General features: G+C 74.0%; 13 protein-coding genes and 1 pseudogene. 4 read left to right on the forward strand and 10 right to left on the reverse strand.

From position 1 onward, the window contains the following. Window positions 1-67: 67 nt before the first annotated feature. Window positions 68-1,707 (reverse strand): annotated as a pseudogene (lnt, locus tag GKC29_RS19830) (apolipoprotein N-acyltransferase). A 588-nt stretch (window positions 1,708-2,295) separates the two neighbouring features. Between lnt and GKC29_RS19835 the strand changes: the two are divergent. Beyond that, the gene (locus GKC29_RS19835) at window positions 2,296-3,672 is read left to right on the forward strand and encodes a PhoX family phosphatase (protein WP_155332238.1); all 1,377 of its coding nucleotides are present in this window, start codon (window positions 2,296-2,298) and stop codon (window positions 3,670-3,672) included. Window positions 3,673-3,748: 76 nt separating this feature from the next. Here GKC29_RS19835 and GKC29_RS19840 read toward each other — a convergent pair whose 3' ends face one another. The 6 genes from GKC29_RS19840 to GKC29_RS19865 are packed head-to-tail and all read right to left on the reverse strand — an operon-like array spanning window position 3,749 to window position 10,465. Beyond that, entirely contained in the window at window positions 3,749-5,092 is a 1,344-nt protein-coding gene (locus GKC29_RS19840; protein ID WP_155332239.1) for a glutamate mutase L, read from the reverse strand. Continuing rightward, window positions 5,089-5,481, reverse strand: a complete 393-nt coding sequence (locus tag GKC29_RS19845) for a hotdog domain-containing protein (protein ID WP_155332240.1) — start codon at window positions 5,479-5,481, stop codon at window positions 5,089-5,091. Before GKC29_RS19845 ends, GKC29_RS19840 begins: the two co-directional genes overlap by 4 nt. Next, window positions 5,478-6,239 carry an OAM dimerization domain-containing protein gene (locus GKC29_RS19850; protein WP_155332241.1) on the reverse strand — a complete coding sequence of 254 codons (762 nt, stop codon included), beginning with the start codon at window positions 6,237-6,239 and terminating at the stop codon, window positions 5,478-5,480. Before GKC29_RS19850 ends, GKC29_RS19845 begins: the two co-directional genes overlap by 4 nt. Continuing rightward, entirely contained in the window at window positions 6,236-7,795 is a 1,560-nt protein-coding gene (locus GKC29_RS19855; RefSeq protein WP_155332242.1) for a lysine 5,6-aminomutase subunit alpha, read from the reverse strand. Before GKC29_RS19855 ends, GKC29_RS19850 begins: the two co-directional genes overlap by 4 nt. A gap of 49 nt (window positions 7,796-7,844) precedes the next feature. After that, window positions 7,845-9,410, reverse strand: coding sequence for an amidohydrolase (locus GKC29_RS19860; protein WP_155332243.1), 1,566 nt, complete (start codon window positions 9,408-9,410; stop codon window positions 7,845-7,847). A gap of 5 nt (window positions 9,411-9,415) precedes the next feature. Then, window positions 9,416-10,465: a zinc-binding alcohol dehydrogenase gene (locus GKC29_RS19865; RefSeq protein ID WP_196255934.1), complete on the reverse strand. Its 1,050-nt coding sequence runs from the start codon at window positions 10,463-10,465 to the stop codon at window positions 9,416-9,418. Window positions 10,466-10,621: 156 nt separating this feature from the next. On the opposite strand from GKC29_RS19865, the gene GKC29_RS19870 reads away from it, so the two are divergent. Both GKC29_RS19870 and GKC29_RS19875 read left to right on the forward strand, forming a co-directional pair. Beyond that, window positions 10,622-12,028 carry a KamA family radical SAM protein gene (locus GKC29_RS19870; RefSeq protein ID WP_155332245.1) on the forward strand — a complete coding sequence of 469 codons (1,407 nt, stop codon included), beginning with the start codon at window positions 10,622-10,624 and terminating at the stop codon, window positions 12,026-12,028. 92 nt (window positions 12,029-12,120) lie between these two features. Beyond that, complete coding sequence (locus tag GKC29_RS19875; protein ID WP_155332246.1) at window positions 12,121-13,269, forward strand: low temperature requirement protein A; 1,149 nt, start codon at window positions 12,121-12,123, stop codon at window positions 13,267-13,269. Here the strand turns inward: GKC29_RS19875 and GKC29_RS19880 are convergent. Further along, window positions 13,247-13,579, reverse strand: coding sequence for a YnfA family protein (locus GKC29_RS19880; RefSeq protein ID WP_155332247.1), 333 nt, complete (start codon window positions 13,577-13,579; stop codon window positions 13,247-13,249). The two genes, GKC29_RS19875 and GKC29_RS19880, sit on opposite strands and share 23 nt — an antisense overlap. 145 nt (window positions 13,580-13,724) lie before the next feature. Further along, on the reverse strand, window positions 13,725-13,907 hold the full coding sequence (locus tag GKC29_RS19885; RefSeq protein WP_155332248.1) for a CsbD family protein: 183 nt from the start codon (window positions 13,905-13,907) through the stop codon (window positions 13,725-13,727). 165 nt (window positions 13,908-14,072) lie between these two features. On the opposite strand from GKC29_RS19885, the gene GKC29_RS19890 reads away from it, so the two are divergent. Continuing rightward, a complete protein-coding gene (locus tag GKC29_RS19890) occupies window positions 14,073-14,684 on the forward strand; it encodes a histidine phosphatase family protein (RefSeq protein ID WP_155332249.1) in 612 nt (203 codons plus the stop codon). Here GKC29_RS19890 and GKC29_RS19895 read toward each other — a convergent pair. Further along, window positions 14,614-15,120 carry an Lrp/AsnC family transcriptional regulator gene (locus GKC29_RS19895; protein ID WP_155332250.1) on the reverse strand — a complete coding sequence of 169 codons (507 nt, stop codon included), beginning with the start codon at window positions 15,118-15,120 and terminating at the stop codon, window positions 14,614-14,616. The genes GKC29_RS19890 and GKC29_RS19895 overlap by 71 nt on opposite strands. Window positions 15,121-15,159: the final 39 nt, after the last annotated feature.

A 15,159-nucleotide genomic window follows, 5' to 3' on the forward strand; every position in this document is an offset into this window, starting at 1 on the left:
TTCCCCCTCCGCCGGGGTTCCGGCCGCCGCCCCGGCCACGGCCGGGGGCGTCAGCCGGCCCGGGGCGTCAGTCGCCCGCGGCGCGCTCCCGCCGGCGCCGTGTCCCGGCGACCGCGAGGGCCGCCACCGCCAGGGCGGTCAGCGCCACCTCCGGCCACAGTCCGACCCGGGTGGCCGGCGTGCGCCCGTCGGCGAGGCGCAGCTCGCGCACCACGACCGCGCGGGTGTTGAACCCGGTGGCGTCGCTTACCCGCCCGTCCGGGGAGACGAACCCGGACACCCCGACCGTGGAGGCCATCAGCGCCGGCCGGCCGTGCTCGACGGCCCGCAGCCGCACCATGGCCAACTGCTGGCGCGCCTCGGCCACGTCGAAGGTGGCGTTGTTGGTCTGCACCACCAGCAGCTGCGCGCCTGCGGTGACGGTGTCGCGGACGACCTCGTCGTAGGCGACCTCGAAGCAGATGACGTCACCGAGCACGGCGGGACCGGTCCGCAGCACGCCGGGCGTGCTGCCGGGCACGAAGTCGGACCGGACCCGGTCGACCTGCTCGCTGACCATGCGGGCGAGGTCGCGCATGGGCACGTACTCGGCGAACGGCACGGGGTGCCGCTTGGTGTACAGCTGCTCCAGGTCCGGGCCGGTGCCCGGCCGCCACAGCAGCCCCGCGTTGCGCACCTGCCCCGGACCGGGGCCGCGCAGCACCGCGCCGACGAGGATCGGCGCGTCGATCGCGTCGGCGGCCACCTGGATCCGGGCGCCGGCGCCCGCGTCGCGCAGCGGGTCGATGTCGCTGGAGTTCTCCGGCCACACCACCAGGTCGGGGCGGGGCCGGGCGCCGGCGGTGACCTGGGCGGCGAGGTCGACGGTGGCGTCGACGTGGTTGTCGAGCACCGCCTGGCGCTGGGCGTTGAAATCCAACCCGAGCCGGGGCACGTTGCCCTGCACGATCGCGACGGTCACCGGGTCGCCGCCAGCGGCGGCGCCGACCGGCACGAGCAGCCCACCGGCCGGTACGGCCAGCGCGGCGGCGGCCACCACGGCGACCGGCGCCCACCGCCGCTCGCCGGCCGGCCGGCGGCGCGGCTCCTGCCACCACCAGGCGGCGGCGACGAGGAACCCGCCGGTCAGCGCGACCGCGAAGGTGACCAGCGGCGCGCCGCCCAGCGCGGCCAGCCGCAACAGCGGGGAGTCGTCCTGGCTGAACGCCAGCCGGCCCCACGGGAACCCGCCGAACGGGGTGCGGTCGCGCAGCGCCTCCTGCGCCACCCACAGCAACCCGGTCAGCGCGGGCCACGCCCACCGGACACGGTCGGCGAGGGGGGACACCCAGGCGGTGGCCGCGCCGAGCAGCGCCAGGTAGCCCGCCTGCAGCAGCGACAGCAGCACCCACGGCAGGTAGCCGGTGTGCAGGTTGGTCCAGCTGAGCATCGGCGCGAACAGCGCCACCCCGGTCAGGAAGCCCAGCCCGGCGCCGGCGCGCAACCGCCGTCGGTGCGCCGCCGCGGCCAGCAGGGCCACCCCGAGCGGCGCGAGCGGCCACAGCCCGTACGGGGGGAACGCGACCAGCATCGCCGCTCCCCCGGCGACCGCCGCCGCCACGGCCACCGGCAGCGGCAGCGGGCGGGGCGGCGCCACGGCGGGACGCGTCCGCGCGGCCTGCTCCTGGGTCGTCTCCACGGTCGTCACCGGCACCTCACCACGATCACGGGCCGAAGGCTACCCGCCCATGTTGATCCACTCGGAGTCCGTGGCGGTGGGTGTCGCGTACGTCCCGGCCGACCGGTTGCCCGGAGAAACGAAATCGGGGCGCGGCTCGCGCCGCGCCCCGATGCTCCCAGGCCCTTCCCGGCCGGTGGGGCGAGGATGCGGCGCGCCGACCTTCGGACCGACCCGGCGCTGGACTGGCTGCCCCCGCCTGGCCGTTGTCTACTGGCCGTGCCCCTCATCCTGCCCGTACACCGGTAACCGCGGCCGGTTCGCGCCGCCCCGCCGACCCCCGCCCGCTGGACCTGGCCGCCGCGACGAAATGCTCGTGTCGCTCGGCCAGCGGACGAAGGGACGAAGCGAACAACAGCCGCTTCCCGTAGTAGGACTCAAAGACGGTACGTGCTCCCCCCGGGGCGCTGTCAACCCACCCCCGACGAGTCGCGGAGGCCACACCGGCGTGTCGTGTCGGCGAGTCCCGTCGCCCGGCGCTGGGGTGGCGTTCAGCTGAGGTTCACACCGCATCCGGTGACGGCCGTCGCCGCCGCTCCTAGCGTCGGGGCCGACGCACCCGAACACTGGAGGTCGATGTGACACCTGTGCACGGAACGGACCGGCGGGGACTGCTGCGCGGCGGGGTGACCGCCGCGGCGCTGGCGGCGCTCGGCCCGCTGGACGCCCTCGGCGCCCGCACCGCCGGCGCCGCCCCCCTGTCCAAGCTGCCCGCCAGCCCCGACTACGGCCCGCTGTACCCGGTGAAGGACGCCGCCACCGGGTTGGAGCTGCTGCGCCTGCCCCGCGGCTTCGAGTACGTGAGCTACGGCTGGACCGGTGACCTGATGTCCGACGGCATCCGCACGCCCGGCGCGCACGACGGCATGGCCGCGTTCCGCCGCCCGGACGGCCTCGTGTCGCTGGTCCGCAACCACGAACGCGGCGGCTACACCGGCGCGTTCACCACTCCCGCCTACAACCCGGCCGCCACCGGCGGCACGACGACGGTGGTGTTCGACCCGGACGCCGGGCAGTTCCTCGGCTCGTGGGCGACGCTGTCCGGGACGATCCGCAACTGCGCCGGCGGTCCCACCCCGTGGGGGACGTGGCTGACGTGTGAGGAGACCACCGAGGTCGGCCCGGACGGCACCCGCCACGGGTACGTGTTCGAGGTGCCGCACACCGGCAAGGGCGACCCGCGTCCGCTGCGGCAGATGGGCCGGTTCAGCCACGAGGCGGTGGCCGTGGACCCGGCGACCGGCATCGTCTACCTCACCGAGGACGCCACCCCGTCGGGCCTGTACCGGTTCCTGCCCGCCAGCCGGGGCGAGCTGGCCGCGGGCGGGGTGCTGCAGATGCTGGTGATCCCCACCGCCGACGGCTCCTCGTACTCCACGTACGCCGACGGCACCGGCACGCAGTACCGGGACCTGACGTGGGTGACGATCGACAACCCGGACTACGCGCCGGGCGAGGTGCCGCCGGTGCTGCAGGGTGTGACGAAGGGCGCCGCGGTGTTCCGCCGCCTGGAGGGCGCCTGGTACGGCAACGAGCGCGTCTACATCGTGTCGACCAGCGGCGGCCCGGCCGGGCAGGGACAGGTGTTCGAGTACGACCCGGCGGCCGAGCGGATGCGGGTGCTGTTCGCCTCCCCCGACGCGGCGGTGCTGAACAACCCGGACAACATCTGCGTCAGCCCCCGCGGCGGGATCGTGCTGTGCGAGGACGGCAGCTCCGGCGAGTACCTGCACGGCCTCACCACCGACGGGGAGATCTTCCCGTTCGCCCTGAACCAGGTGGTGGTCCCGGCCGGCGGGGTGGCCGGTAAGTCGGTGCCGGCCGGCGACTACTCGGGGTCGGAGTGGTGCGGGTCGACGTTCGAACCGAAGAACGGCAACTGGCTGTTCGTCAACGTGCAGAGCCCCGGCATCACGTTCGCGATCACCGGCCCGTGGCGGCGCGGCTCGCTGTGACGGGCCCGCCCGGCGGACGGAGCTGACCGCCGGGCCAGCCGGGTGTTAACAGGGGCCCCTTGTACAACGCCAGGCGTTAACAGGGGGCCCCTGCTTGCACCCGCAGCGCGAGGGCGCGGGCCGCGGCCGGATGGTCGGCGGCGAGCAGCCCGGCGGCGGCCAGGACGTAGTCGGCGTCGACGACGGGCCGGGCGGCGCGCGGCAGCGGCCACCCGCCGGCGTGGTCGGCGAGCACCGCGGCCAGCACGGCGGCGGCGTCGGCGGCCGGGGCGTGCCGCAACACCCCGCCGGAGCCGACGAGCAGCTTCACCTCCCGCAGGTCCCGGCCGGCGCGTTCCCCGGTGGCCGCGCCGCGCGCGTGGCGGCGGACGGCCACCGTCGCCGCGAGGGCGGCGATCCGGGCGTCGACCGCCCGCTCGGCCGGGTCGCCGGGCAGGAAACCGGGATCGGCCGCCCGCGCGTGGGCGGCGCCGGCGAGACCGTCCGCCTCGGCCGGGTCGACGAGCCGTTCCTCCACGGCCGCCCGCACCACCCCGGGGGCGCTCCACCGCATCCCCAGGTCACCCTCCACGGTGCGGGCCCGCCACAGGCTGCCGGCGACCTGCCGCGCCGGGCCGGACTCCCGCTCGTCGGGGGTGAGCACCGAGTACACGTCGGTGGTGGCGCCGCCGACGTCGACGACGGCGAGGTCCCCGCCGAGGGTGTCGGCGAGCACCTCCACCCCGGTGAGCACCGCGTCGGGGGTGGCGGCCCGCACCAGCCGCGGGAAGCGGGGGCCGCGGGACAGCCGCTTGCCGCCGATGACGTGCCGCAGGAACACCTCCCGGATCGCCGCCCGCGCGCCGGCGGGCGCGAGCACCCCGATGCGGGGCAGCACGTTGTCGGCGGCCGTGACCGGCACCTTCGCGGCGGCGAGCAGGGCGTGCAGGTCGTCGCGGACGTCGACGTTGCCGGCGAGCACCACCGGCACCCGCCAGCGGGCCTTCGCCAGCCGGGTCGCGTTGTGGGTGAGGGTGTCCGCGTCGCCGCCGTCGGTGCCGCCGACGAGCAGCACCACGTCGGGCCTTGCGGCCCGCAGCGCCGCCAGGTCGGCGGCGCCGAGCCGGCCGGCGGCCACGTGCACCACGTTCGCCCCGGCGGACAGGCCGACCCGCCGGCCCGCCTGCGCGGTGACGAGGTGCTCGTACCCGACGACCGCCAGCCGCAGCCCGCCACCGGCGGACGAGCACACGTACCACGGCGCGTCGCGGGCGGGCAGGCCGGCGGTGGCCGCGGCGACGGCCGCGTCGAGGCCGTGCAGCACGTCGCTGGTGACGGTGGTGGGGGCGGCCGCCGCCGCGACGAGCCGGCCGCCGTCGAGGTCGACCACCGCCACCTTCGTGTACGTGGAGCCGACGTCGGCGCAGACGGCGACGTTCACGCCGCCGGGGGGACGACCACGGTGCCGGTGGCGGTGACCGCCACGATCGGCGGGTCGCACACCTCGGCCGCGGACTCGCCCCGGTCGGGGCGGCCCCGGCACACCACCCGCGCCGCGAAGTCGATGGTGCGGCTGCGGGTCCCCACCCGGGTCACCGTGGCCGTCACCTCCAGCACGTCCCCGGCCCGCATCGGCGCCCGGAACTGCACGTCCGAGTAGGAGGCGAACAGGCCCTCGTCGCCGTCGGTGCGGATGCACACCTCCGTCGCGACGTCCCCGAACAGGCCCAGCGCGTACGCCCCGTCGACCAGGTTCCCCGCGTAGTGGGCGTGCGAGTAGGGCACGTACCGCCGGTGCGTCACCGTCACCCCGAGCCGAGGATCGCTCATGCCTTCACCGTCCTGTTCTCGATCAACGCGTGGACCAGGTAGGACGCCACCTCGCCCGGGGTGGTGCCCCGACCGAAGATCCGGTCCACACCCAGCTCACCGGCCATCGTCTCGTCGAACCGGGGCCCGCCGACGATCAGCAGCGGCCGCTTCCCCGCCGGCATGGCCTCCCGGAACGCCGCCGACATCTCCCGCGTGTTGTGCAGGTGCGCGTCGCGCTGCGTGACCACCTGCGACACCAGCACCGCGTCGGCCCGCTCGGCGCGGGCGGCCTCCACCAGCTCCGGCACACTCACCTGGGCGCCGAGGTTGGTGACCTTCAGCTCCCGGTAGTACTCCAGGCCCTTCTCCCCCGCGATGCCCTTGACGTTGAGGATCGCGTCGATGCCGACGGTGTGCGCGTCGGTGCCGATGCACGCCCCCACCACCGACAGCTTGCGCCGCAGCTTCCCCTTGACGACGGCGTTGACGTCCTTCGCGGACAGCAGCGGGTAGTCGCGCTCCATCACCTGCACCGCGGACAGGTCCACCAGGTGGTTCACCCGCCCGTACACGACGAAGAACGTGAACCCGTCGCCCATCTGCTTGGCGTGCACCAGCATCGCCGGGTCGATGCCCATCTTCCCGGCGAGCTGGACCGCCGCGCCCTCGGCCCGCTTGTCGTGCGGCACCGGCAGCGTGAACGACACCTGCACCATGCCGTCGCCGGTGGTGTCCCCGTACGGCCGGACGACCTTCTTCTCCGCAGCCGCGCTCACGCCGCCGCCTCCAGGATGTCGGTGGCCGGGTTGTAGTAGTCGGCCTCGTGCCGCGCGACCCCGTCGAGGCCCTTGCCCCGGTCGGCGGGCCGCTTCATGATCCCGAACGTGCCCTCGGCGATCGCCGTCAGCAGCGACTGCTCACCGATGCGCTCCAGCAGGTCCACCGCCTCGCCGAGGACCCGGTGGGCGCGCTGCTGGATGAAACCGCCCGACGCGGGGACGAAGTCCTCGTGCAGCCCGCCCGCCGCGCCCAGCACGTACCGCACGTTCTGCAGGGCGATGTCCCGGTCGGACAACCACGGCGTCACCACCGCCTCGGTCATCATGCCGACCAGCAGGATGCCCTGCCCGGTCATGGTGCCGACCAGGTTGAAGAACCCGTCGAGCAGGTTGCCGCGGAACACGTCACCGGTCATGTGCTTCGTCGGCGGCATCCACTTCAGCGGCGCGTCCGGGAACAGCTCCCGCGCCAGCAGCGCGTGCGCCAACTCCAACCGCAACGACTCCGGCAGGTCCGGGTTGATCTCGAACGCGTGCCCCAGCCCCAACTGCCAGTCCGCCAACCCGGCCTCGTGCGCGAAGTACTCGTTGAGCAGCTGCGACACCGTCACCGTGTGCGCCTCGTCCACCGCGTCCGCGGTGGTGAGGTAGTTGTCCTCACCGGTGTTGATGATGATCCCCGCCCGGGCGTGCACCTGCCGGGAGAACCGCTGGTCGACGAACGTCCGGATCGGATTGATGTCCCGGAACAGGATCCCGTACATCGAGTCGTTGAGCATCATGTCGAGGCGTTCCAGACCGGCCAGGGTCGCCATCTCCGGCATGCACAGCCCCGACGCGTAGTTCGTCAGCCGCACGTACCGGCCCAGCTCCCGCGACGACTCGTCCAGCGCCGCCCGCATCAGCCGGAAGTTCTCCTGCGTCGCGTACGTGCCGGCGAACCCCTCCCGGGTCGCGCCCTCGGGCACGTAGTCCAGCAGCGACTGCCCGGTGGAGCGGATCACCGCGATCACGTCCGCCCCGGCCCGTGCGGCGGCCTGCGCCTGCGGGATGTCCTCGTAGATGTCCCCGGTCGCAACGATCAGGTAGATCCACGGCCGCTGCGCCGGATCCCCGTACCGCTTCACCAGGCGGTCCCGCTCGGCCCGCCGCCGGTCGATCCGCCGGATCCCCGCGGCGACCGCCCGGCGGGCCGCCCGCCGCGCGGCGGTGGCCGCCTTCCCGGTCGGCACCGTGAACCGCACCGACCCGGCGGCGGCCTTCTGCGCCAGCAGCGTCACGTCGGTGATCTGCTCCCGGGCCAGGGCGTCGAACACCGGCACCGCCACCCCGTGCCCCAGACCCACGTCGGCCACCACCGCGTCCACCAGGCGGTTCACCCACGGGATGCCGTCCGGGTCCGCGCCGGCCACCCCGGCCAGCCGCAGCACCGCCCGCTCCACCGACACCGTCGTGTGGCTGCGCGCCAGCTCCACCACCGGCGCACCGACGCGGGCGGCGAGGGTCCGCGCCCGCGCCACCAGCACCGGATCCAGATCAAGCTTGGACGTCACGCCGTCACCTCGCTCCGCTCGGCGCCGGCACGACGGGTGGTTCCCTCACTCACGACGACCCTTCCTCATAGATCACCTCACCGCGCAGCACCGTGCGCCGGCACACCGGCAGCGGCGTCGGGTCCTCCGGACCGCGCGCCTCCGGGTCGTCGGACTGCAACACCGGCAGCCCCCGCTCCACCCCGACCGGGGTGTCCCACACCGCGAACGTCGCCGGCGCACCCAACGCGAGGACCCCCTCGGCGTCCAGGTGCACCGCCCGCCACCCGCCGCGGGTGTGCGCGGCGAACGCCGCCCGCACACTCATCCGCTGCGCCGGGTTGTGGTGCGCCGCCGCCGCCCGCACCGACCCCCACGGGTCCAGCGGCGTCACCGGCGAATCCGACCCGAACGCCAACGCCACCCCCACCGAGTGCATCGCCCCCATCGGGTTCGACTCCAGCGACCGGGCAAGGCCCAACCGCGACTCGTACATGCGGCCCGCCCCACCCCACAACCGGTCGAACGCCGGCTGCATCGACGCGACGACCCCGTACTCCACGAACCCGGCGATCAGCCGCTTGCTCATGATCTCCGCGTGCTCCACCCGGTGCCGCGCCGCCCGCACCCGGTCCGTGCCCAGCTTCTCCGCCGCCGCCGCGAACCCGTCCAGCACCGTCGAGATCGCCGCGTCCCCGATCGCGTGGAACCCGCCCTGCAGGCCGTGCGCCGCGCAGTCCAGCAGGTGGTCACGCACCTGCCCGGCCGTCAGGTACCCGTGCCCGCACCCGTCACCGTCCCGGTACGCCGCCGACACGTGCGCCGTCCGCGCCCCCAACGCCCCGTCCGCGAACAGGTCCCCACCGGCGCCCACCGCACCCAGCTCCCGCGCCCGCGCCGCGCCGCTCAGCTCACCCCAGTACCCGTACACCTCCGGCACCCCCGCACCGGAGATCGCCAGCAGACCGGTGAAGTCCTCCTCGTCGGAGATCTCCGGCCCCCCGCACTCGTGCACCGCCGCGACGCCCAACGACGCCGCGTGCTCCAACGCCCTCCGCTGCGCCGCGACCCGCTGCGCCCGCGTCACCGACCCGAACGCCGCCGCCCGCACCACGTGGTGCGCGTCCCGCCGCAGCCACCCCGACCCGTCGTACCCCGCCGCGGCCACCACCTCCGGGCACGCCGCCAGCAACGCCCGCGACACCAGCGCCGAATGGATCGACGCCTGCGACAGGTACACCCGCCGCCCACCGGCCGCCCGGTCCACCTCGTCGGCGTCCGGCGGCCGCGGCACCGCCCACCTCGACTCGTCCCAGCCGTGCCCCAGCACCACCGCGTCCGCCGGCAGCCCCTCCGCGAACGCCGCCACCGCCTCCAGCAGCTCCGCCGCCGAACGCACCGCGGACACGTCCAGCCCCGACAACGCAAGCCCCGTGTCCGTGGCGTGCACGTGCGCGTCCACGAACGCCGGCGTCACCAACGCCCCCGCCAGGTCCACCACCCGGTCGGCGGACGGCGCGTCCGCGTCCGACCCCAACCAGGAGATCCGGCCACCGGACACCAGCAGAGCCGTCGCGCTCGGGTCGGCGGGGCAGTGCAGCACACCGCCGCGGTACAGAGTCGAGGGGTTCGTCATGGCACTCAGTCTGCCGCCAACCGCGCCTCGAACAGCCGGCGCACCCCCGGCTCGGCACGCAGCAGATCCAGCGCGAACTCCGCGTGGCCCGGCACGTACCCGTTGCCCACCAGCATCGTCACGTCCGCCGCCAGACCCTCCGCGCCCAACGCCGCCGCCGCGAAACTCGTCGCCATCGAGAAGAACACCACCGTGCCGCCGTCGGCGGTCGCCAGGACCGCCCCGTGCTCGCACCCCGGCACGTCCACGCACACCACGGTCACGTCCGCCGGCGCCGCCAGCGCCGACGTCACCGCCGTCGACAACGCCACCGGATCCCGGGCGTCGGCCACCGCCACCACGTCCGCCACCCCGGCCGCCGCCAGCGCGTCCCGCTCCGCGTCCACCGGAACCACCCCGACCGTACGGCCGGCGCCGGCCCGCCGCGCCGCCGCGAGCGACAGCGACCCGCTCTTACCGGCACCACCGATCACCGCCACGCTGACCGGCCGGGCATCCCCCTCGCGCGCCCGGCCGGCCACGTACCCCTCCACCACCCGCGCGGTCAGCGCCGGCGCCCCGCACACGTCCAGCACGGCCAGGGACAGCTCCGGGTGCAGATCAGCCGGCAGCACCGCCGCGATGGACCGGGCGAACAGGATCGCGTACCCGTCACACGGCACCTGCTCGCTGCGCCCGTCCCACCGGGCCAGCCCGTCGGTGATGGTCAGCGGCGTCAGGGTCAGCGACACCAGCGTCGCCACCCGGTCCCCCGCCCGCAGGCCCAGCGGCGACCGGCGGCCCACCTCGTCGACGGTGCCGATCAGCATGCCGCCGGACCCGGTCACCGGGTTCTGCATCTTCCCCCGGGTCGACACGATCTCCAGCACCTCGGCACGGACCTTCTCCCCGTCCCCGCCGTGCTTCTCCGACAACTGCCGGAAGCTCGCGGCGTCCAGGTTCAGCCGCTGCACCCGGATCCGCACCTCGTTCGGCGCGATCTGCGGACTCGCGTCGAGCCGCCACGCCGCCTGCGGCAGCACCCCCGCCGGCTCCAGAACGCGGTGCAGACCCACCGGTGACGTCACGCCGACCTCCCTGTCCGGCCGCTCGAAGCCCCGGACAGGGCTCGCGTAGCGGGAAAACTTCCGGCAGACTAGTTTGTTGACCGGATATTTTCCAGTAGCGTACGGGACCACTGATCGCCCGCACCACACCCACGAGGAGGGGCCGTGACCCAGACCCACCCGGTGGAGGCCATCCCCGCGCCCCAGCACGCGCCGGCACCCACCCCCACCGCCGGCCAGCCGTACGAGTACCGCCGCGCCCCCCTCGTCGAACCCGACTGGACCCGCTTCCCCGGCTGGCGCCACATCACCCGCGACCAGTGGGAGAGCGCGCAGTGGCAACGCGTCAACTGCGTCAAGAACATCAAGCAGCTCCGCGCCGTCCTCGGCGACCTCGTCGACGAGACCTTCTACGCCGACCTCGAGACCGACCAGAAGAACCTGGCCACCATGTCCATGCTGGTGCCACCCCAGATGCTCAACACCATGGTGCCGTTCGCGCCCATGACCACCGAGGCCCTCTACGCCGACCCCATCCGGCGCTACATGATCCCCGTCGCCTCCGACCGGCGCACCGACTGGCCCTCACACCCCTACGCCAGCCGCGACAGCCTCCACGAGCACGACATGTGGGTCGCCGAAGGCCTCACCCACCGCTACCCCACCAAGGTCCTCGCCGAACTGCTCTCCACCTGCCCGCAGTACTGCGGCCACTGCACCCGCATGGACCTCGTCGGCAACTCCACCCCCGCCGTCGACAAGCTCAAACTCACCCTCAAGCCCGTCGACCGCTACGACGCCCACATCACCTACCTCAAGGCCCACCCCGGCGTCCGCGACGTCGTCGTCTCCGGCGGCGACGTCGCCAACGTGCCGTGGCGCAACCTCGAGTCCTACCTGATGCGGCTCCTCGACATCGAGACCGTCCGCGACATCCGCCTCGCCACCAAGGCCCTCATGGGCCTCCCCCAGCACTGGCTCCAGCCCGACGTGGTCGAGGGCCTCGAACGGGTCGCCCGCACCGCCGCCCGACGCGGCGTCAACCTCGCCATCCACACCCACGTCAACCACGCCCAGTCGCTCACCCCGCTGGTCGCCAAGGCCACCCAGACCGCCCTCGACGTCGGCGTCCGCGACGTCCGCAACCAGGGCGTCCTCATGCGCGGCGTCAACGCCACCGCCCCCGACCTGCTCGACCTCTGCTTCGCCCTCCAAGGCGAGGCGGGCATCCTGCCGTACTACTTCTACATGTGCGACATGATCCCCAACGCCGAACACTGGCGGGTCCCCGTCTGGCACGCCCAGCAACTCCAGCACGACATCATGGGCTACCTGCCCGGCTACGCCACCCCGCGCATCGTCTGCGACGTCCCCTTCGTCGGCAAGCGCTGGGTCCACATGCTCACCGAGTACGACCGCGACCGCGGCATCTCCTACTGGACCAAGAACTACCGCACCTCCATCGAGTCCGCCGACCTGGAGGCCCTCAACAAGCGGTACGCCTACTACGACCCGATCGACACCCTGCCCGAGGCCGGCCAGGCCTGGTGGCACGCCCACCGCAACGACTGAACCGCACCACCCGTCACCCCCGAGCCCACCGCCGGCCCGGGGGTGACGCCATTTCCACCGCCGGAGGCCCCACCAGCCGTTAGCGTCGCGCCATGGGGAACCAACCCCGGGACACCGACACCGCCGAGCGCGCCACCCCCGTCGAAATCTTCTTCGACGTCGTCTTCGTCCTCACCGTCGTTCAGCTCGCCAACCTGCTCGAACACGACCTCGACTGGACCGGCGCCGGCCGGACCGTCCTGATCCTCGGCCTGCTCTGGTACCTCTACAGCGGCTACGTCTGGCTGACCAACCACGTCCCACCCCACCGCCCCGCCCGCAAGCTCCTCCTCTTCGGCGGCATGGGCGGCTTCCTGCTCACCGCCATCGCCGTCCCCGACGCCTTCGCCGGCAGCGGCCTGCTCTTCGGCATCGGCTACCTGATCGTGGTCAGCGTCCACGTCGGCCTGTTCAGCCGTAGCACCGCCCGGCCCGCCGTCCGCCGATTCGCCCCCTACAACCTCGGCGGCGCCGCGCTCATCCTCGCCGCCGGCCTGCTCACCGGGCCGATCGTGCCGATCCTGTGGGTCACCGCCATCTTCACCCAGACCGTCCTGCCCTACCTGCTGCCCGGCCACTCCTGGCTCGGCAGTGCCGCGAGCTTCCACATCCGCCCCGCCCACTTCGTCGAACGGCACGGCCTGCTCGTCATCGTGGCCCTCGGTGAGACCGTCGCCGCCATCGGCATGGGCGCCCCGCTGGACCACATCAGCCCCGCCATCGCCGGCGCCGTCGTGATGGCCCTCGCCCTCCCCGCCGCGCTCTGGTGGACCTACTTCACCGACACCGCAGCCAGCGAAGCGGCCCTCGACCGCGCCGACGAGGCAGCCCGAAGCCGCATGTCCGCCCGCGCCTACATCCTCACCCACTTCGTGCTGCTGCTCGGCATCATCGCCACCGCCACCGGCCTGCACGCCGTGGTGGCCCACCCCGACAACCCCGCCGGCTGGCCCGCCGCGCTCGCGCTCACCGCCGGCGTGGCCCTGTTCCTCACCGCCATCGCCGACATCCGCCACAGCCTCGGCGTCGCGCGTACCGGCAGCCGCCTCGCCACCGCCGCGCTGGTCCTGGCCACCACCCCGGTCGGCGCGGCCGTCAACTCCGCCCTGCACCTGGCCGTCGTGATCGTGCTGATGATCGTGATGCTGCGGATCGACGGGCACCGCCCCGCCGCGCCGGTCAGCCCCGCGGCGCGTACATGATCACCGCGACACCCACCAGGCAGATCGCCGCGCCCACCAGGTCCCACCGGTCCGGGCGGAACCCGTCCACCAGCACCCCCCACACCAGCGAACCCGCCACGAACACGCCCCCGTACGCGGCCAGGATCCGCCCGAAGTGCGGGTCCGGCTGGAACGTCGCCACGAACCCGTACGCGCCCAGCGCCAGCACCCCCGCCGCCACCCACCACAGGCCCCGGTGCTCCCGCCAGCCCTGCCACACCAGCCACGCGCCACCGATCTCGGCCAACGCGGCCAGCACGAACAACACCAGGGAACGCGCCACGGTCACGGACAGCGACCCTACCGCCCGACGGTGAGCCGGCGTCCGGGTACCTCGGACACGACGACGGACCCCGGGACGTCGCCCCGGGGTCCGCCGTGCCCCGCGTCAGCGGGTGGCCGCGCCGTCGCGCCCGGCCTGATCCTGCTCGTCGTCACTCCTTGATGTCGCGACCCGCCGGCCGGGCCTGCTCGCCCGTCTGCCGGGCCCGCGCGGCGTCCTGTTGCGTGGCGCCCTCGGAACGCATCCGCTCGTTGTGCGTCGCGTCGCCGATGCGTTCCTTCGCGACGCCGGTCATCTCGTCGACCTTGTTCCTGGCCTTGTCGGTGAAGCCCATCGTCCGCTCCCCTCGGTCGAGTCCGGCCTTCCATAGCGGGTTCCCGCCGTCGCCGTGGACATGCCGGGTCGTCGTGACCGGCCGCACCCCGCGTAGGGCATCCTAGGAAGATAGTTTGATAGCGTCGCGGTGCGCACCTGCCGGAACGAGTGGTTGACTGGACGAATGGGCGAGATCCTCCTCATCCGGCACGGCGAGACGACCTGGAGCGCCAGCCACCGGCACACCTCGTACACCGATCTCGCGCTGACCCCCGACGGCGAGCGGCAGGCCCGCGCGCTCGGCGAACTCCTCGCCGGCCGGCGGTTCGCCGCGGTGCGCACCAGTCCGCGCACCCGGGCCCTGCGCACCGCCCAGCTCGCCGGCCTCACCGGCACCCGCGTCGACGAGGACCTCGCCGAATGGCACTACGGCGAGTACGAGGGCCGCACCACCGTCGAGATCCGCGACGACCGGCCGGACTGGTCGATCTGGACCGACGGCGCACCCGGCGGCGAGTCACCCGACCAGGTGGCCGCCCGGCTGGACCGGGTCCTCGAGCGGGTCACCCCGCTGCTCGACCACGGCCCGGTCGCGCTCGTCGGCCACGCGCACAGCCTGCGCGTCGCCGGTGCCCGGTGGATCGGCCTGCCGCCCGTCGCCGGCGGCCGGCTGCGGCTCGACACCGCCACCGTCAGCGTCCTCGGTCACGAGCACGGCCGGCAGGTCATCCTGCGGTGGAACCAGCCGCCTCCCCCGCCACCCGGGCCCGCGGCCGAGACGGCGGCTCGCCACTGATCTTCGGCGGCCGGTTCTCGTACGGCGTGGACAGCACCACCGTCGTACGGGTCGTCACGTTCGCCGACGTGCGGATCTCCTGAAGCACCCGCTCCAGGTCCTGCGGGCCGGCCACCCGCACCAGCAGCAGGTAGAAGTCCTCCCCCGCCACCGAGTAGCAGGAGTCGATCTCCGGCAGGTGGGCCAGCCGCTCCGGCGCGTCGTCCGGCTGCGACGGATCGAACGGGCGGATCGCCACGAACGCCGTCAACGGCAGGTCCAGCGCCTCGAAGGAGACGCGGGCCGCGTACCCCTTGATCACACCGCGCTGCTCCAACCGGCGGACCCGCTGGTGCACGGCGGACACCGACAGGCCCACCTTCTCCGCAAGGTCGGTGTACGACAGCCGGCCGTCGGCGGTCAGCGCGGCGACGATGGCACGGTCGATCTCCTCCACGGCAGTCAACCTACATGGACCGGGTCTGCGATCGGGAGC

The organism is Micromonospora sp. WMMC415 (assembly GCF_009707425.1).
Lineage (GTDB): Bacteria > Actinomycetota > Actinomycetes > Mycobacteriales > Micromonosporaceae > Micromonospora.